The following is a 19,109-nucleotide window of genomic DNA, read 5'->3' as shown; positions in this document are numbered from 1 at the left end:
ACTTGAATTCAAATCGGTACTTTAAAACGGTACCGATTTGTTTTTTGAGGGGGTATGGTCTCACTAACCAGTAGCCTTATCTCCTATTGCTTTGTAAAAGCAATCTGCTTCTTAATTTGCTATTTCAGCCAATAAATCCTTATTTTGCTTAAAGCAATATCCAGAATAATTTATTATATGAATGTTTTATTTCCAGAAGTACTACAGGCAAAACCCTTCTTGAAATGGGCAGGAGGTAAAGGGCAGTTAATACCTGCTATCGAAAAACGATTACCCCATGACCTGAAACAAAGAAGAGAACTGACCTACATAGAACCATTCATTGGGAGTGGGGCTGTGTTATTCTGGATTTTACAGAAATACCCAAGTATTCGTAAAGCTGTTATAAGTGATATCAATCATGACCTCACACAGGCTTATACTACCATAAAAGAGCAACCACTTGCTCTTATTCGAGCACTTCAGGAATTACAAACAAAATATTACAAGCTAATCTCAGAAGAAGAACGCAAAAATTTCTTTCTGGAAAAACGTGAAATTTTTAACCTCAGAAACGCCGATACACTCAGCCACACAGTGCTTCTTATTTTCTTGAACAGAACCTGTTTTAACGGTCTTTACAGAGTAAATAGTAAAAATCTATTCAATGTGCCTTTTGGCAGGTATGAAAAACCCAGAATCTGTGATCCTGAAACAATTATGGCCGACAGCCATTTGCTTCAAAGAGTAACCATTCTCAATGCCGATTTTGAAGTAACTTTAAACTACGCCGGAACTGATTCTTTTTTTTATTTCGACCCACCGTACCGGCCCCTTAACAATACATCATCTTTTAATTCTTATACAACGGATGTTTTCGATGACAAAGAACAAACAAGATTAAAACAATTTTGTGATGTATTATCTTCAAAAAACTATCAATGGCTTTTAAGTAACTCAGACCCTAGAAATACTAATCCAGACGATAATTTTTTTGATGATTTATACGCCGACGAATCAATACAGGTTGACAGAGTAAAAGCCAAACGCAGCATTAATTCAGACCCAAGTAAAAGAGGAGAAATAGCCGAACTACTAATTTATAATTATGCCCAGAAGCCTGCTTTATAGCCTGACTAAGACCAATAACGAAGATGAATTATTTAATTTCATTGTGCAATCGTTTACGGATAAAATAACCACGTGGGAATATTTTGTTAATTGGCAAAAAGTATTTCATCATGTAGAGCCTATAAAATTACAGCTTAATATGCTTAACTCTTTAATCGGAGAAGACGATTTTGATAACAAAGCTCGCGAATTACTACATAGGTATCCTGAAATTATTACTTGTTTTCCTTCACTTATTGCGCTCAGAGATGCTTCAATTGATGTACTCATTGATACTTCAGCGTTTCTCTATAAAAAATAGCGTTTCTCTATAAAAAATATAGTTTCACCAATCAAAGCCTCAGCGATTCGCAGATTGATGACCTGATAGAATTTTTGCATCATTCGGGTATTGCCAGCCTTTTAAAAGATAGAAAAATTAAAAACCTTGTCGATTATGTAATGGGGGTTGAAGTAGGGCTTGATAGTAACGGGCGTAAAAATAGAGGCGGTTTATTGATGGAAAACATTGTAGAGGTATACATCAAAACTGTATGCGATAAATTAGGGCTTCAGTACCTCTCACAAGCTAATGCCAATAAAATTTTCAAGAAATGGGGAATAAAAATAATCATCGACAAATCGTCAAGAATCATTGATTTTGTCATAAAAAAAGGAGATGAATTATTTTTTATCGAAGTTAATTTCTATGGAAGCGGAGGCTCAAAATTAAAAGCCACAGCCACCGAGTATGCAGAAATGTTTCATTACTGGTCAGAACAAAAAATTAATTTTATCTGGATTACCGACGGTATGGGCTGGAGTTCAACCTTAAAGCCTCTTCGTGAATATTACGATAAGTCGGTATACTTATTAAATTTGAAACTATTAAAAGACGGAGTGCTGGAGCATATACTAGCCTGAATCTTCCCCTACAAAAAAATCCGGCAGCCAGACGACCACCGGATTTCTACATAAAAAACATCTATAAACAGTATCTCTACTGATTAAAACCTACCTGTTGGTTTTATACTAGCAAAGATATTATCTTTACCCAAAAAATGCAACATTGTTGCAAAAATAAATTTCACTCACCCCGATTTCGATACAACAGTGTTGCTGGTCTTGGTAAGTCGCAAAAAAACATTCTTTTGTCGTAGCCAAGAACGGGTATATTATTTTTTCATTATTTTTAGAGGTGCAAAGTACAGGCTGCCTGAAACAAGCCAGTATTTCACTCAGATGCGACCTTAACGATAAAGGACTTTATATCAATCAAGTATGCTTGTTCACCCATATTGGGGGAATTTTAGCAGAATTATTGGTTAGTATGGAGTTTTTTTTCATTTTTACAAATAATAGTATTTCATCTTTCAAACTTCAATCACTCACCCAATTATGAAAAGACGGGATTTTATCCAATTGTCGGGTATGGGCTTAGGGGCAATGATGGGTTCGTCGATACCTGTCTTGGGCAATATAGTACCAGTTGAGCAACTACTCGAACCCGTGGCTGATGCCGCTATGAAAAAGAAAATGGCCGACATAGCTCTAAACGCAGCTAAAGCCAAAGGCGCAACCTACACCGACGTACGCATCGGGCGGTATCTGCAACAATTCCTTTTCACCCGCGAAAACAAAGTGCAGAACATTGTCAATGCAGAGTCTTACGGGGTGGGTATTCGGGTAATTGCCAATGGCACTTGGGGCTTCTCTGCTACCAGCGACGTAAGCAATGCAGGCATAGCCAAATGTGCCGAAACAGCCGTGGCCATTGCTAAAGCCAATGCAAAAATTCAGACCGAACCAGTAGTGCTTGCTCCTCAGAAAGGCGTAGGCGAAGTAAGCTGGAAAACACCTATCAAGAAAAATGCCTTTGAAATTCCGGTTCAGGAGAAAATCGACTTGCTGATGAAAGTCAACAGCGAAGCCATGAAAAACGGAGCAGGCTTTGTAACCTCAAACCTGTTTTTTGTAAACGAACAAAAGTATTTTGCTTCTTCTGACGGCTCTTATATCGATCAGGATGTACACCGTATCTGGCCTAATTTTACGGTTACAGCCGTTGACAAACAAGCCGGAAAATTCAAAACCCGTGATGCTATCAGTTCACCGATGGGTATGGGTTATGAGTATCTTGATGGCCTTGCAAGCGAAAAAATTGCCGGACCAAACGGGCTGGTGGGGTATCGTAACTCTTACGATATGGTAGAAGATGCCATTAATGCAGCTAAACAAGCCAAAGAAAAACTCACGGCGAAATCGGTTCAACCGGGTAAATATGACCTCGTACTTGACCCTAACCATCTGGGCTTAACCATTCATGAGTCGGTAGGCCACCCAACCGAGCTTGACCGTGTGTTGGGCTATGAAGCCAACTACGCCGGAACCAGCTTTGCCACGCTTGATAAATGGAAGTCGAAAAACTTCAATTATGGTAGCAAACTGGTAAATATCGTAGCCGACAAAACCCAGCCTTATACCTTAGGTACCGTTGGTTATGACGACGAAGGCGTACCTTGCAAGGAATGGGATTTAATTAAAGATGGTATTCTGGTAAATTATCAGGCTATCCGAGACCAAGTAAATATTCTCGGAGAGAAAGAATCACACGGTTGTTGTTATGCCGATAACTGGAACTCTGTGCAATTCCAGCGTATGCCAAATGTATCGCTTCGCCCGGGCAAAGAAAAACTGAATGTGATGGATATGATTAAAGGCGTTGAGAAAGGTATCTATATTATTGGCCGTGGTTCTTATTCTATTGACCAGCAGCGTTATAACTTCCAATTTGGCGGGCAGCTATTTTATGAAATCAAAAACGGTGAACTAGCCGGAATGCTCGACGACGTGGCTTACCAGTCAAACACACAGGAGTTCTGGAACTCATGTACGCAGATTTGCGACAAGGATGATTACCGCACGTTTGGTTCATTCTTCGATGGCAAAGGGCAACCTTCGCAGGTAAGTGCCGTGTCACATGGTAGTTCAACTACTCGTTTTAATGGTGTAAATGTCATTAATACAGGCAGAAAAATTGGTTAACCTAACATCATCAACAGAATTTTAACAATGGCTATATTATCAAAAGAAGAAGCTAAGAAAATCATAGACAAGGTTTTAGCCTTTTCAAAAGCTGACGAAATGAGCGTAGGCATTACAGGCCGCCGCACCGGAAACATTCGTTATGCCCGCAACACAGTATCAACCAGTGGTGAATCAAACGATTTATCTTTGGCAGTAACAGCCGTATACGGTAAACGTTCGGGTACCTCAACCATTAATGAGTTTGACGACAAATCTTTAGAAAAAACTGTTCGCAGAGCCGAAGAAATTGCTCGATTAGCTCCTGAAAACCCTGAATATATGCCCATGTTAGGGCCACAACAATATGTAGAGTCGAATAGTTTTGCCCAAAGTACGGCCGACATTGACCCTACATTCAGAGCCAAAGCCGCTTTTGATAGTATCGACCCTTGTTCTAAAAAGAACCTCGTAGCAGCGGGGTATCTGGAAGACACCACCGGCTTTTTTGCTATCGGCAACAGTAAAGGTTTATTCGGTTATAATAAGTCAACTTCGGTCGATTTCTCGGTAACTGTACGCACCGCCGACGGCATGGGTTCAGGCTATGCCATTAAAGACTTTAACGATGTTTCAAAACTCAACACAAAGTCGGCAACCGAAGTAGCTATTCAGAAAGCAATGGCATCGGTTTCAGCGCAGGCACTAGAGCCGGGCAAATACACCGTTATTCTGGAACCCGTGGCTTCGGCCGAATTGCTGCAAAACATGATGCGCAGCTTTGATGCCCGTAATGCCGATGAAGGAAGAAGCTTTTTAAGTAAAAAAGGAGGCGGAACCCGCTTAGGCGAAAAGCTTTTCGACGAAAGAGTAACCATCTACTCAGACCCCACAAATGCCGACGTGCCTAATGCTGGTTTTTCAGGCGATGGCCGCCCGCAGGAAAAAATCACATGGATTGAAAATGGTGTCGTAAAAAACCTTACTTACTCCAGATTCTGGGCCGATAAAAAGGGTGTGAAGGCCGTTCCGCCACCATCAGGTTTTCTGATGCAAGGAGGCACGCAATCGCTAGCCGACCTCATTAAAGGAACCGAAAAAGGTATTCTGGTAACACGTTTCTGGTACATTCGTGCCGTTGACCCTCAGACATTACTCTACACGGGTCTTACACGTGACGGAACTTTTTATATCGAAAAAGGACAAATCAAGTTTCCTGTAAAAAACTTCCGTTTCAACGAAAGCCCTGTAATTATGCTCAACAACCTTGAAGCAATGGGTGCGCCTGTGCGCGTAAACGGAAACATGATTCCGCCAATGAAAATCAGAGACTTTACCTTCTCGTCTCTTTCTGACGCGGTATAAAATATAACTCCCCATAGGGTTCAAACCAATGGTAAAGAGGGAAACCGAAGTTTTTTTCGTAGCTAAGCCTATTGGTAAAAATATCAGATTCTCTCTTTATCACTTGGGTTTTATCCGTATTTAACGTTTTTTAACGAGCCTTTTGCCCATTTATTTGTCCATTTATCAAAATCCCCCTTACTGGGTTAGTATTAAGTTCATTTAAATTCTTACTTTTATAGTTCCAGTATACAAAATCTTTCACTAACAAAATTAAAAACTGAAAAAGCTTTGAAAAGAAGAGACTTTATCCAATTATCTGGTATGGGATTTGGCGCCATGATGTTGCCAAATATTCCGATTGTGGGCAATGCTGTGTCGCAAGAAGCCCTCATAGATAAAGGTATTGATGTAGCCGTTAAAAAGCGTCTGGCCGACGCTGCCCTCAATGCCGCAAAAGCCAAAGGTGCTACCTACACCGATGTTCGTATTGGCCGTTACCTTAACCAGTTTGTTGTAACACGCGAAGACAAAGTTCAGAACATTGTTAACACAGAATCTTATGGCGTGGGAGTACGTGTAATTGCTAATGGCTGCTGGGGTTTTGCCGCAGTAGTAGATGCCAAAAGTGAAGCCGACACCGCCAGAGCAGCCGAAGAAGCAGTAGCTATTGCCAAAGCCAATGCCAAATTACTAAAAGAGCCTGTGCAACTGGCCCCGCAAAAAGGCTACGGCGAAGTAAGCTGGAAAGCCCCTATCATCAAAAACGCCTTTGAGGTACCTATTAAAGAAAAGGTCGATTTACTCTTGAGTGTAAACGACGCTGCCCTGAAAAACGGAGCCAACTATGTTAACTCTGTGTTGTTTATGGTAAATGAGCAAAAATATTTTGCATCGTCAGATGGCTCTTATATTGATCAGGACATTCACCGTATCTGGCCAATAGCAGCCGTAACAGCCATTGACCCCAAATCAGGCAAATTTGAAACACGCCAAGCACTAAGTGCGCCAGTTGGTATGGGCTATGAATACCTTCAGGCAAACCCGTCAGACAAACTACCGGGTGTAACAACCCGTTATAATAAAGGTTACGATATGCTGGAAGACGTAACCGCAGCTGCCCGTCAGGCAAAAGAAAAACTTACAGCCAAGTCGGTTGAAGCAGGTAAATATGATTTAATTCTGGACCCATCGCACCTTTGGCTTACCATACATGAGTCGGTGGGGCATCCGCTGGAACTAGACCGTGTACTGGGCTATGAAGCCAACTTTGCAGGTACATCGTTTGCAACACTCGATAAATGGCAAAGTAAAAACTTTAATTATGGCAGCAAGGAAGTAAACCTTTTTGCCGATAAAACACAGGTGGGGTCGTTAGGTGCCGTAGGCTGGGACGACGAAGGCGTGCAAACCAAACGTTGGGACCTCGTTAAAGATGGTATTCTGGTTAACTATCAGGCTATCAGAGACCAAGCACATATTATTGGTGAAAAAGAATCGCATGGCTGTTGTTATGCCGACAGCTGGTCGTCGGTACAGTTCCAACGCATGGCCAATGTTTCGCTAGCACCGGGTAAAAAACCGCTTTCGGTCGATGAAATGATAAAAGATGTTAAAAAAGGCATATATATTATCGGAGATGGCTCATTCTCGATTGACCAACAACGCTATAACTTCCAGTTTGGTGGGCAATTGTTTTATGAAATCAAAGATGGAAAGATTGAAGGTATGCTGAAAGATGTGGCGTATCAATCAAACACGCAGGAATTCTGGAACTCTTGTGTGCAGATTTGTGACGAAAGAGATTATCGTCTGGGAGGTTCGTTCTTTGATGGCAAGGGGCAACCTTCGCAATCAAGTGCGGTGTCACACGGTAGCTCAACTACTCGTTTTAACGGAGTTAACGTCATTAATACAGCCCGTAAAATTTAATCTTTTAGCAAAATGGCGCATCGGTCAGAAGGAAACACAAAAGCAGTTATTACTACTGCTCATCTTTTGCCGGGCTTTTCATTAACCTTAAAATCTGAAAAATCAAATGTCTGTTATACTAACCGAAGCAGAAGCTAAAGCCTTATTAAAAAAGGTTTTAAGCTACTCTAAAGCAGATGAATGTGAAGTAAATCTGCTAGGCGAAACACGTGGTAATATACGATACGCCCGTAATGAGGTATCAACCAGTGGTTCGTTAATCAATCAAAATTTACAAGTGCAATCGGCTTTCGGAAAAAAAGTCGGAATCGCCACTATCGATGAATTCGACGATGCCTCTATCGAAAAAGTGGTACGTCGGGCAGAAGAATTAGCACGTTTAGCCCCCGAAAACCCCGAGTACGTGGGCTTGTTAGGGCCACAGGAATACATCAAGTCGAATGGATATTATGATTCTACTGCAAATATTGCACCATCAACCCGTGCCGATGCCGTAGACAAAAGCCTCCAGCTAGCCAGAACACAGAACCTCGTGGCAGCGGGTTTTCTGGAAGACCGCAAAGGTTACAACGCTATGATGAACTCGAAAGGGCTTTTTGCTTATTATCTTGACACAAACGTTAACTTCTCGTTGACTGTCCGTACACAGGATGGCACAGGTTCGGGCTATGTTGCCAGAGGCTACAATGACCTTAACAAGCTCGACACCGCAGCGGCTACCCGAGTTGCGATTCAGAAATCACTAGGTTCGGTAGGAGCCAAAGCTCTCGAGCCGGGCAAATATACTGTTATTCTGGAGCCTACTGCAGCAGTAGTTCTATTAGAAAACCTTTATTTTGATATGGATGCCCGCAGTGCTGACGAAGGGCGTTCGTCAATGAGTAAAGCTGGCGGAAAAACCAAACTGGGCGAAAAAATAGTTGACGAACGCGTCACATTCTACTCAGACCCACAGCATCCTGAGCTACCTGCAGCAGCTTGGTCGGGCGATGGTCGCCCACAGAAAAAAACTTTCTGGGTCGAAAAAGGTGTCGTTAAAAACCTGTCTTACTCAAGATACTGGGCACAGAAAAAAGGCGTCCCTGCCGTACCATTCCCAAATAACATGATTATGGAAGGCGGAACGGCTTCACTCGAAGATATGATTAAAAGTACCAAAAGAGGCATTCTGGTAACCAAATTATGGTATATCAGGTCGGTTGACCCTCAGACTCTCCTACAAACAGGGCTTACCCGCGACGGGACTTTCTATATTGAAGATGGTAAAATAAAACATCCGATAAAGAATTTCCGTTTTAACGAAAGCCCGATTATCATGCTCAACAACCTTGAAACATTAGGTAAACCTGAGCGGGTTGTAAGTACGGAGTCAAATCAGAATTATATTGTACCACCCATGAAAATCAGAGAATTTACGTTCTCTTCACTTTCTGACGCGGTATAATCGGTTTAAAACCGATAGCAGCAGCCAGAATTCAGTTTCTTGTTGCTGCTATCGGTATTTCCAAAGAAAAGATTACAGAAAATTAACACTTCATTACACTTGAAACCTTTCGTTTTCACTCGGATTCAATATGCTTCGGGGGATTGGGATACTGACCAGCGCATGCCTACCAATATCCTGAACTCGCTGGTAGAGTATACAACCATACCTATTGATGAAAAAGAAAAGGTGGTGTTATTGAGTAGTAACGATATATTTAAAAGTCCGTTTTGCTACCTTAGCGGTCATAAATTAGTAGAATTTTCGAGTCAGGAACGAGACCATTTCCGTAAGTATGTCGAAAACGGCGGGTTTGTTTTTGTAGATGATTGTAATCATGACATCGACGGGCTATTTGCTAAATCTTTTGAACAGGAAATGGCACGTACCTTCGGAGCTAAAGCACTCCAGAAAATCCCCAATACACACCCTATTTATCATTCTTTCTTTCATTTTGATGGCCCGCCCACTACCAGTTTTGAACTAAACGGCTGGGGCGATGACCTCGTGCATGACTACCTGAAAGCAATTCAGATAAATGGCCGAATCGGGGTTCTTTACAGCAATAAAGATTATGGCTGCGAATGGGACTACGATTTCAGAAATAAACGCTGGCTGGCCGAAGACAACACCAAATTCGGAGTCAATATCATTAATTATGCATTAACTGTTTAAACATTGGAAGCACAAACACTTAACCATTATAAATCACTGGTATCAAAGCTACCCCAACTGAAAAAAGAAATCAGCAAGGTTATTGTGGGTCAGGAAGAAGCCATCAATGAAATACTGATTAGTTTACTGGCAGGCGGGCATTGTTTACTTGAAGGTGTACCCGGGCTAGCTAAAACCCTGATGGTAAAAACCATGTCAGAAGCACTCGACATGAAATTCAAGCGTGTACAGTTTACCCCCGACCTGATGCCGGGTGATATTATCGGAACCGAAATTCTGGAAGAAGACCACGAAACAGGCAAGAAATTTTTCAAGTTTAATCGTGGGCCTATTTTTGCCAACATAGTTCTGGCCGATGAAATTAACCGTACGCCTCCAAAAACTCAGGCAGCATTGCTCGAAGCCATGCAAGAATACAAAGTTACTTATGCAGGTACAAACTATGACCTACCGCTGCCATTTCTGATTATAGCCACCCAGAACCCCATCGAACAGGCAGGTACATACCCCCTACCCGAAGCACAACTCGACCGTTTTTTATTATATATAAAGCTGGGGTATCCGTCTGAACAGGAAGAACTAAACGTACTGAAAAATACGACAGGTATTGGTAAGCAATCGTTACAGACGGTACTGACCGACAACGAAATTATTGACTTGCAGAAATTAACCAGACAAGTACACATCAGCGACGAATTAATTATACGAGTTAATCATTTGGTGAGAAATACACGTCCGGCCAATACTAACTCTGATTTTGTTAAACAGTGGTGCGATTGGGGTGCAGGCCCACGCGCAGGGCAGGCCCTGATTTTGTGTGCCAAAGCAAGGGCTGTATTGAACGAACGTTTTTCGGTCATTCCTGACGATATTGCAGTACTGGCTTATCCAGTATTGCGCCATAGAATTGCCTTGAATTTCCGTGCCGAGGCCGAAAACATCACGACAGATAATGTGATTGAGGAATTGTTGAAAAAATAAAGCCGATGCTCACGACTGAACTTATTAAATTGAATAATCTGCAACTGGCTGGTAGGTTGGTTAGTGAAGAGGTTATGCTGGGAATCCACGGGAGCAAGCGTTCGGGTATAGGAACAGAATTTGAGCAATACAGGCACTACGAACCCGGCGACGACCCAAAACGCATAGACTGGAAACTTTTTGCCCGTACGCAAAAACACCTCGTCAGGGAGTCGGCTACTGAAAGTAATTTGCATATAAGATTTGTTCTCGACCTCTCCGGCTCCATGAATTATCAAGAAAAAGCCGTTAGCCGTTTAAAATATTGCAAAATTTTACTGGCTTCTCTGGCTTACTTAGGGTATCGCCAAAGCGACCAGATGAGCCTCTACACCTTACAGGACGGAAACTTACAAACACTTGTTCCGGCGGGTAAGCAATCTTTTCAGCGAATTTTGTATTCGCTTGAAAAAGCCGAAGCACACGGAGAATGGAAGAACACCAACCCTAAATTCATGGAGTTTCAGCAGAAACAAAAAGAATTAATTGTAATTGCGTCAGATTTTTTACAAGCAGGCAACGAGTGGGTACAACTGATAAAAAATATTGCTAATCCAAGACGCGACATAGTGATTTTTCAGGTACTGGGGCAAGAAGAAACAGCATTTAACATAAAAGGCTTTTACCGTTTTAAAGATTTAGAAACACAACAAGAGATTGAATTGCAGGCAGAAGCTATCAAAGAAGAATTTAAAACGGCAATGGCGGACTATCTGCAAAAACTCGAAGTTGCCTTACTGATTCCCAACGTAAGTTTAATCAGAATAACACTCAACGACCCCATTGCAAGGGTTATAACCGAGTCATTAAAGAAAAGGAAATTATAAGTATGGAATTGTTAAATCCTTTGATGCTTTGGGGAAGTATAGCTATTGCCATACCGGTTATCCTCCATTTCTGGCATCAGAAAAAAGGAAAAGTAATAGAATGGGCAGCTACACAATGGCTAATCGAAAAAAACCTTCAACAATCAAGGGGAATTCGGTTAGATAACCTGCTGTTGCTCTTACTCCGCTGTCTGCTTATCGTATTATTTTGTTTTTTCCTGAGCAAGCCATTACTCAAATGGGCAGGTGCTGAGCCGGCAGCGCAAAAAATTCATCTGGTTCAGCCCAATAGCTTAATTATTAATAATTTTAAATTTGAACTGGAAGAAGCCCTGAAAAAAGGCGAAAAAATATACTGGATTCAGAATACCCCAACGCTTCTTGAAAACATAAGCCAGCAACCCACCACTACCGATTTCAATCCGCTCATTTTACAATCTTGCCTTAATAAAATTGCCCCCGTAGTAAATGAAGCTCAATTACACCTTTACTTCATTAATACGGCAAAGTTGGCAGAGGTAGATAATATTTTTGTTCCTTTTAGGTTTTCTTTACATACGGTTGTTGACTCTCTCACAAAAGAGCCTAAACCGTATCTGGTTTTTGCTAATACCAAAGTTTTTGTCAATGCCCGAAATGAGCTAATCAGCCAGCCCGAACTTGATAAAAATACCCAATATCAGCCAAAACCTGTATTGAATAGCCCCATAAATGCGCTCATACTCAATCAGGACAAAGCAGAGATACAAGCCATTACAGCTTCTTTAAAAGCACTGGCAGAAGTCTATCAGCTACCTGTTTCTATTGATACTGAGCTTGCTAACGATAAAACCTATCAATGGGTTTTCAGTAATAAAACTATACCGACGCAATCGAACGGATTTCTACCGACAACGCTTTATATAATCTCAAATACTAACACCACACCTGCCAGCCGCTTGGGTTATCAGCAAAATATTATTAACGTACCCAATAGTTTTAGCCCTCAGTTATCAGCACGTGTTTTTAATGGCGAACTACCCGAATGGCTAGCCGAAGTACTGATAAAACATTATGGACTAAATCCTTCTGAGCCAGCACTAAGCCAACAACAGTTAAAGGCGTTATTCAGCTATACAGGCTATAAGAAGGCTTCTCATGAAAGTGAATTTTCAAAGATTTTACTATTGGTATTTATTGTCATTTTAGGTATCGAACGTTTCATAGCTATCCGTAAAAACGCATGAATCAGGTCAAACATATTATTTCAGGAGTACGCTATCAGTTATATGCCACAGCTTTGCTGGCATGTAGCCTGACTGCACTATCCGTTTTTTTATTACTATCCGTTTTTATTCACTCACTCCCTTTGGTTATTATAGGTAGTATAATAGCCTTTGGTATTAGTGCGTATTATACAAGACTTTTTACAGATAAACAAAACGATGCCATCAGACTGATTCATGAAAAAATTGACGATACTGAATATAGCCTTCAACTACTGACGGTAAACGAGCCAAATATTGCCGAACAATTACAGTTAGAACGATTAGCTGCTAAACTAAGCAATCAGAAAACCCCAGCGGTTATTAATTCACGCCTCTGGATTCCTGTCATTGCCCTTGCGCTATCTTTGGGTATTTATTTCGGGTATCCGCTTATCCGTCAAAATCAGTCGGCTAACCCTGCCGTTGGTTCTACTACCAATAATCTTTCACCGGAAGAACTAGCCAAGCCACCTGTTTTCAGTTCAGCTAAGTTAACTATTACTCCCCCTGCTTATACTGGCCTTCCTGTGAAGTCAGGAGAAGATTTGAATGCTTCTGCCATCAGTGGTTCAACCCTGAAATGGCAGGTAGAATTTAATCATACAAACGATTTAGCCTTAAAACTCAGCAATAACAGAGGTGAGGAACTAACATTTAAGAAAACGGCTGAAACATTTGAATATACCGACATACTACAAAGTACAGGCCTATATGCCATAAAAGCCTACTGGCGAGATTCGCTGGTTTACCAGTCAGATTATTACCGACTTGAAGCCATCCCTGACCTTGCACCAAAAATTGACCCTGCTTCAAAAGAATTATACAAGTTTCATTTTCTGAAAGACCCCAAAACAATTCAGGTTTCGGCGCGTATTTCAGACGATTTTCTGGTAACACAAGCTTTTATTATAGCCACAGTGGCGCGGGGTTCGGGCGAAAACGTAAAATTTAGAGAAATAAAACTCCCAATCAGTCAGGCCAATTTCAAAGAAACCACAGTTACCAAAAGTATCGACTTAAAAGCCTTGAACTTTGCCCCAGGCGATGAACTATACTATTATTGGGGGGCATTCGATAACAAAAAGCCCGAACCTAATTATACCAAATCTGATACTTATTTTATTGTTTATAAAGATACTTCAAAAACAGAAGAGGCTGAAATGGCCACAATGGCCATGAATATTCTGCCAGAATATTTCAGAAGCCAACGCCAGATTATTATCGATACCGAAAAACTGATTGCTAAAAGTAAAAAAATTACCCAGAAAGAATTTAACAGTACTTCAAACGAAATAGGTTTCGACCAGAAAGCTCTACGCTTACGCTACGGGCAGTATCTGGGTGAAGAATTTGAAAACTCGATAGGAGGCGGAAACCCATTGCCTGAAGAAGCAACAGGTGGCTCAAATATGGGTAGCGATTTGCTGAAAGGTTTTGTACATGCACACGACGAAGGCGAACACGACCACGAGGATGGTGCTAAACCGCAAGGACATGACCATGACCACGGCTCTGCACCTAAAGGCAACCCCGATAATGAAGACCCACTAGCGGCTATCCTGAAAGATTATGTTCATTCGCATGACGACGGCGAAGCCAATACATTTTATGAACAATCGACACGTAGTTTATTAAAAATGGCACTTGAACAAATGTGGCAGTCAGAATTACACCTACGCCTGTATGAGCCTGAAAAAGCCCTGCCTTTCGAGAAAAAAGCATTGGAGTTTCTGAAATCGGCTCAGCAGAAAGCGCGAACGTTTGTCAAGAAAACAAGTTTTGACCCTCCGCCTATTAAAGAAAAAGAAAAACGCATGACAGGCGAACTCAATAAGTTTAATGAGGCATTCAGCTACGAAAAAAGTTTTTCACAACAACAGGTTGAGCGACTGGTGGCAGAGGTGCTAGGAATTGTAGACACCAAAGTTGACGCACAAAAGCTAAATGGTATACAAAAACAAAAGGTACTGATGCTAGGCTCCTATATGAGTAGCAAAGTCATGAACAGCAAGCTAACCGACTGGTCGGTGTTGAGTTTGTTGCAGAAATTAATAAACGACAAGGATTTATCAGCCGACGAAAAAGCAACTTTAAAAACAAGGCTTTACCAACTTACAGGTATGAGTGTACCTAAAGGCTCACTGAATACATCTTATGAAGGCAATAAAAAGCTCGAAAAGGCATTCTGGAAAAATATTCAGTAAGACAACTCTATCAGACAAACAGCACATACCCGAACAATGACATTTACAGTACTTATATTATCCGTTTTGCAGTCTAAGTGGTTGCTTTACTTATGTTTAGGCATAGTATTACTTATGCAACTATGGCTATTATTACGGTCTGCCAACCTTACAAAAAAACGTCTCTGGATACGCGTATGCCTTAATGTATTGGTATGGTTAGTGGTTTTTCTGTTTGTTTTTCAACCTGAACTGACATACACTAGTCAGACCAATAAGGTGATATTAACCGATAGTAATGTACCTAAAACGTATGTACAGAAGGTGAAAGATAGCGTTCGGGCAGGTGAGGTATTAAGCAATGCTGAATTTATCCGCCTGATTGGTAAAAATCCGCATTTTATCGACCAGCTTGGTCATATATTTTTGTTAGGCCAAAATTTCAGTTCGGAAACACTTGGTAGGTTAAGCCAGAAAAACCTGACTTGGCTGCCCTATTTTAGTGCCGAACAATTACAGGATTTACACTGGAACGGTATTGTAAAAAAAGGAGATATACAGGAAGTGAATGGTAAAATAGCCGTTGGTGATACTCATATCCTTCGTTTGAAATATGCCAATAAAGTACTGGATAGTCTGGTTTTAGAAAAAGGGTTGAATGCTTTTCATTTTAGTTTTCCGGCTTTTACTATTGGTCGTACAGAAACTACACTGACACTTGATAATGAGCCATTACAACATATTCATTTTTATAGCCACACACCACAGCCATTCAATGTGTTATTTATTTTGCAAAACCCAGACTTTGAAAGCAAGAACCTTTCTGAGTGGCTGGGTAAAAATAACCATCGGGTAGAAATCATTACTACTATTGCTAAAGATGCTCAAAGTAAAGTCAGTATTAATAAAGCTTCTCAGTCTAAAACTTTTAACGCCGATGTTGTAATAACCGACCCCACCAATGCCACTCATGCACTTGTAAAAAAAGCCGTTAATGAAGGAAAAAGTGTCTTGTTTATTAATGCTATGGCTCCCGAGCAGGACACCAAAGTTATTAATCAGGCTTTAGGAACTAACTGGCGTATCAAAAGGACATCAAACGAACAATCGGTTAATATCGCCGATAACCTTTCGGCCCTTCCTTATACCCTTGAAACCAGCCTTAATCAGCAATCGGTAGGTACCTACCCGATAGCCATACAAAAGAAAGTGGGTAAAATAGGGCTGAGTTTACTGAACGAGACCTTCCCATTAAAACTAAGTGGCGATAGCCTCACATATAACAAAATCTGGGCAAGTGTACTACAACAGCTTAGCCCTGCCCAGTCGGACAACGTACTGATACAGGCCCCTGTTTTCGTCAATACTCAAACGTCTGTTACAATTAACAACCCTTCTGTAACAACCAATAAAATTACTCTTGCTGGCGATACAACCCAATTAAGCCAGTCGGCTGTGAATCCTTTAAGTTTTTCGACCGATTATATTTTTAGGCAGAGTGGCTGGCAAACCTTACAAGATTCGCTGAATATCTTCGTTGACGAGGCTTCGGGTGGGCTTCAACAAAGTAAACAAATACAGCAAATGCTACTGGCACACCAAAAATTTGAGAACAACAGTAGCGTTGCTTCGGCTCAGGTTTTAACAACTACCCTACCCGACTGGCTCTGGTATGTGCTTATTATACTAGGCTTGGCGGCTTTATGGCTCGAGCCTAAACTCAGTTTTTAGCACGAAACTACTATTGCAGGATTTTCCGCGTTTTTGTTAGAGTCTCACTAAGCCTGTTCTGGATACCTTCAATATTTTTTTTAATTTCTTTCTGTACCTCCAGCATTTTATCGGCTGGTAATTCCGGTGCAGGCGCGTGGTCGTGATGATGATGATGCTCATGCTTGCCTGCGTGTGCGTGTTCAAAGCCCGGCACAGGAAAAAAGTCTTTTTCCCAAGCCTCAAAATCGGTTTTTAATGTTGCTAAATCTGCTATCACTGAATCGGCTTGTGGGGTTTTCCGCATCGTAAGCAGGTTACGCAAGCTATCTAGCTTTTCTATCTGCGGCTCTATTTCTTCCTGTATGGCTTCAGCTGCCAGATGTACCTCATTGGCTTCTACAAGCATCGGATTATCTTTAGCTGATTTGCCCGAACATGACATTACTGCCAATACTGCTAGCAATAAAATTGTATGCTTCATTCTATTTATGATTTATTTTAAAAAAACGCTCCATTTGAGCCTGTTTTAACTTGGCTTCGTCTGACTTGAACCAGTGAATGGGTGGATAAATAAAAAACACTAATGCTACGAGCGAAAAAGTCCAAAAAAGTATACGTTGCCTTTTGGTTGCCCTACTCCCTGATTTATATAACTGATATAATGTAAATCCGAACACCAACAACTGCACAAGCCCTAACATTGGCGTAATTCTCTGTAAAGTCATAAAAACGCTCAATCCTCCGCTAAGGCTTATCAACAAAGGGAATCCACAGCAAATCAGATGAATAAAAGAAGTAGTAACTAATTGAAATCCTAACAATATTCTGGTCATATTCATGAGGTTTATTGCAGGCAGATAATAAGCAACCGAGTTACTGAAACAAAACAGATGAAATTTATGCAACAATGATGCAAAAATAAAATCCATGCAGTATATTTGCAACAATATTGCATAAACTTTTTTTAACTATGAAAAGTCTCATTTATTTTCATTTTCCGAGAATCAGCATTATTCTCGCTTGCAGTTGCTTATGTTTGGGTTTTGTCTGGCAGGATAATCCGCACAATATTACATGGGCCGATTTAAAGGATGTAAAGTTCAGAAAGAGATTTAACAAGCAGGAAAATATGTTTTTTCTGTATCCTGAATTTGGCTCCAAAATAAAAGCTCTTGAGGGCAAAGAGATACAAATCAGAGGCTACATGATTCCGGTTGACCCTTCGGCTAATATTTTTGTGTTATCGGCTAATCCTATGGCAGCGTGTTTTTTCTGTGGAGGTTCGGGTCCTGAATCTATTATCCAGTTAAAACTGAAAAATCCACGCAAGTTTATTACGGACGAGGTCTGGACTGTCAAAGGGACCCTAAAGTTGAATGCTGATAATATTGAAGAACTAAACTATATTTTACAGAATACTGAAACTGTGAAGAAGGGAGGTTAAGCAAAGCCTCAAACCCATATTCAGGCATGAGGCTTTGTCAGATATTATTTAAAGATAAACTTTGCAGGAGCAATTTCTACTTTTACTGAATCGACTAGTGTTCCGTTGGGCTGATAACGATACACAAAGCCTGCTTGTTTGTAACTTGGTGTAACACCTGCATATAACAGGTTTGAAGTGGCATCGAATCCTAAGCCAGACACAACTTTTTTCGACACAGGCGTTGTAGCCGGAATTGTGGTATCGTTGATATTAAAGCTGTATACTTCGCCTTTTTGCAGGTAATTATCGGCTGGGTCATAAAATGTGTAGGCAAAATAGATAGTTTTTTTGTCGGCACTAAAAGCAAGGCTACCGGGGGTTTTATCAGGGTGGTTACCTACTCTGATTTTCGCTTCTACCTGCTTGGTTTGAGGGTTAATCCTGATGGCATCCTGATACACAAAGCCCCATAATTTACCATTGGCATCGGCTTGAAGGCTGCTCACACTACCTACGCCTTTTATTTCTTGCTTAAAGGTGTCAGTCTGGGTATCTATCACTTGTACAACGCCGTCGTTTACATCTCCAACAAAGGCTTCATTGCCTACTATTACGATACTCTCGGCTCCTTTCTGAACCGTAATTTTCTTGGTTATCTTGTTGGTTTTTAAATCTAATACTGCTACATAGCCTTTATTGGTATAAAAATCAGTATACGCTCCTGTGGCTGCCCATGCGGTGATATAGGCTTTGTCGGTGCCTGCTTTAACAACCTGACGCGGGTTTTCTATTTCACTCGACGGAATCGTGGCTACTGACTTTAAGGTGCGTGCATTTACAATCTCAATTTTGTCTTGTCCTGTGGTGGCGTTGTCTACCAGAATTATGCCTTTTCCGTCAACTTCAGCATAGTCTGATATTCCGCCTGTGATGGGGCGGCTATTTTCTTTCTGAAATATATCTAACGAGGCCGTTCTGGAATTTCTGTCTACCAGCGAAAGGGTTCCGTTATTATCAAAAAAGTTACCGGCATTTACTACAATCACGCCTGAATCATAGGGTTGTGTGGGTTCGGTTTCGGTTTTCTCGCATGAAAAAAGGGCAATGGAAACAAAACCAATCAGTGATAATTTTTTAAAATTCATT

Annotated in this window: 17 protein-coding genes; 14 read left to right on the top strand and 3 right to left on the bottom strand. The window is 41.0% G+C overall.

The features are described 5' to 3' along the window. Positions 1-177: 177 nt before the first annotated feature. From WAA15_RS22200 to WAA15_RS22140, 13 genes are all read left to right on the top strand, one after another. Positions 178-1,110: a DNA adenine methylase gene (locus tag WAA15_RS22200; RefSeq protein WP_337045039.1), complete on the top strand. Its 933-nt coding sequence runs from the start codon at positions 178-180 to the stop codon at positions 1,108-1,110. Beyond that, positions 1,088-1,411: a DpnII family type II restriction endonuclease gene (locus WAA15_RS22195; protein ID WP_337045038.1), complete on the top strand. Its 324-nt coding sequence runs from the start codon at positions 1,088-1,090 to the stop codon at positions 1,409-1,411. The genes WAA15_RS22200 and WAA15_RS22195 overlap by 23 nt, the downstream gene beginning before the upstream one ends. Next, positions 1,408-2,013: a DpnII family type II restriction endonuclease gene (locus tag WAA15_RS22190; protein WP_337045064.1), complete on the top strand. Its 606-nt coding sequence runs from the start codon at positions 1,408-1,410 to the stop codon at positions 2,011-2,013. Before WAA15_RS22195 ends, WAA15_RS22190 begins: the two co-directional genes overlap by 4 nt. A gap of 474 nt (positions 2,014-2,487) precedes the next feature. Next, on the top strand, positions 2,488-4,134 hold the full coding sequence (locus tag WAA15_RS22185) for a TldD/PmbA family protein (RefSeq protein ID WP_337045037.1): 1,647 nt from the start codon (positions 2,488-2,490) through the stop codon (positions 4,132-4,134). Between the two features lie 27 nt (positions 4,135-4,161). Further along, positions 4,162-5,478, top strand: coding sequence for a TldD/PmbA family protein (locus WAA15_RS22180; RefSeq protein ID WP_337045036.1), 1,317 nt, complete (start codon positions 4,162-4,164; stop codon positions 5,476-5,478). Between the two features lie 270 nt (positions 5,479-5,748). Continuing rightward, positions 5,749-7,389, top strand: a complete 1,641-nt coding sequence (locus WAA15_RS22175) for a TldD/PmbA family protein (RefSeq protein ID WP_337045035.1) — start codon at positions 5,749-5,751, stop codon at positions 7,387-7,389. 106 nt (positions 7,390-7,495) lie between these two features. Continuing rightward, positions 7,496-8,833 carry a TldD/PmbA family protein gene (locus tag WAA15_RS22170; RefSeq protein ID WP_337045034.1) on the top strand — a complete coding sequence of 446 codons (1,338 nt, stop codon included), beginning with the start codon at positions 7,496-7,498 and terminating at the stop codon, positions 8,831-8,833. Between the two features lie 99 nt (positions 8,834-8,932). Continuing rightward, positions 8,933-9,547 carry a DUF4159 domain-containing protein gene (locus tag WAA15_RS22165; RefSeq protein WP_337045033.1) on the top strand — a complete coding sequence of 205 codons (615 nt, stop codon included), beginning with the start codon at positions 8,933-8,935 and terminating at the stop codon, positions 9,545-9,547. Between the two features lie 3 nt (positions 9,548-9,550). Further along, positions 9,551-10,528, top strand: coding sequence for an AAA family ATPase (locus tag WAA15_RS22160; protein ID WP_337045032.1), 978 nt, complete (start codon positions 9,551-9,553; stop codon positions 10,526-10,528). A gap of 5 nt (positions 10,529-10,533) precedes the next feature. Next, positions 10,534-11,394, top strand: coding sequence for a DUF58 domain-containing protein (locus WAA15_RS22155; RefSeq protein ID WP_337045031.1), 861 nt, complete (start codon positions 10,534-10,536; stop codon positions 11,392-11,394). A 2-nt stretch (positions 11,395-11,396) separates the two neighbouring features. After that, the gene (locus WAA15_RS22150; protein WP_337045030.1) at positions 11,397-12,620 is read left to right on the top strand and encodes a BatA domain-containing protein; all 1,224 of its coding nucleotides are present in this window, start codon (positions 11,397-11,399) and stop codon (positions 12,618-12,620) included. Beyond that, complete coding sequence (locus WAA15_RS22145; protein WP_337045029.1) at positions 12,617-14,845, top strand: Got1/Sft2-like family vesicle transport protein; 2,229 nt, start codon at positions 12,617-12,619, stop codon at positions 14,843-14,845. Before WAA15_RS22150 ends, WAA15_RS22145 begins: the two co-directional genes overlap by 4 nt. 114 nt (positions 14,846-14,959) lie before the next feature. Next, a complete protein-coding gene (locus WAA15_RS22140) occupies positions 14,960-16,555 on the top strand; it encodes a hypothetical protein (protein ID WP_337045028.1) in 1,596 nt (531 codons plus the stop codon). Between the two features lie 10 nt (positions 16,556-16,565). Here WAA15_RS22140 and WAA15_RS22135 read toward each other — a convergent pair whose 3' ends face one another. Together WAA15_RS22135 and WAA15_RS22130 are read right to left on the bottom strand one after the other, a co-directional pair. Next, on the bottom strand, positions 16,566-17,018 hold the full coding sequence (locus WAA15_RS22135) for a hypothetical protein (RefSeq protein WP_337045027.1): 453 nt from the start codon (positions 17,016-17,018) through the stop codon (positions 16,566-16,568). A gap of 1 nt (position 17,019) precedes the next feature. Beyond that, complete coding sequence (locus WAA15_RS22130) at positions 17,020-17,370, bottom strand: hypothetical protein (protein ID WP_337045026.1); 351 nt, start codon at positions 17,368-17,370, stop codon at positions 17,020-17,022. Positions 17,371-17,507: 137 nt separating this feature from the next. On the opposite strand from WAA15_RS22130, the gene WAA15_RS22125 reads away from it, so the two are divergent. Beyond that, a complete protein-coding gene (locus tag WAA15_RS22125) occupies positions 17,508-17,981 on the top strand; it encodes a DUF3299 domain-containing protein (protein WP_337045025.1) in 474 nt (157 codons plus the stop codon). Positions 17,982-18,025: 44 nt separating this feature from the next. Here the strand turns inward: WAA15_RS22125 and WAA15_RS22120 are convergent, their stop codons facing one another. Continuing rightward, the gene (locus WAA15_RS22120; protein ID WP_337045024.1) at positions 18,026-19,108 is read right to left on the bottom strand and encodes a DUF5074 domain-containing protein; all 1,083 of its coding nucleotides are present in this window, start codon (positions 19,106-19,108) and stop codon (positions 18,026-18,028) included. Position 19,109: the final 1 nt, after the last annotated feature.

Origin of the sequence: Emticicia sp. 17c, from assembly GCF_037153985.1 — a bacterium.
Taxonomy (GTDB): Bacteria; Bacteroidota; Bacteroidia; order Cytophagales; family Spirosomataceae; genus Emticicia.
Note: the sequence above shows the minus strand (reverse complement) of the source record. Positions and strands in the feature narration are given on the sequence as shown.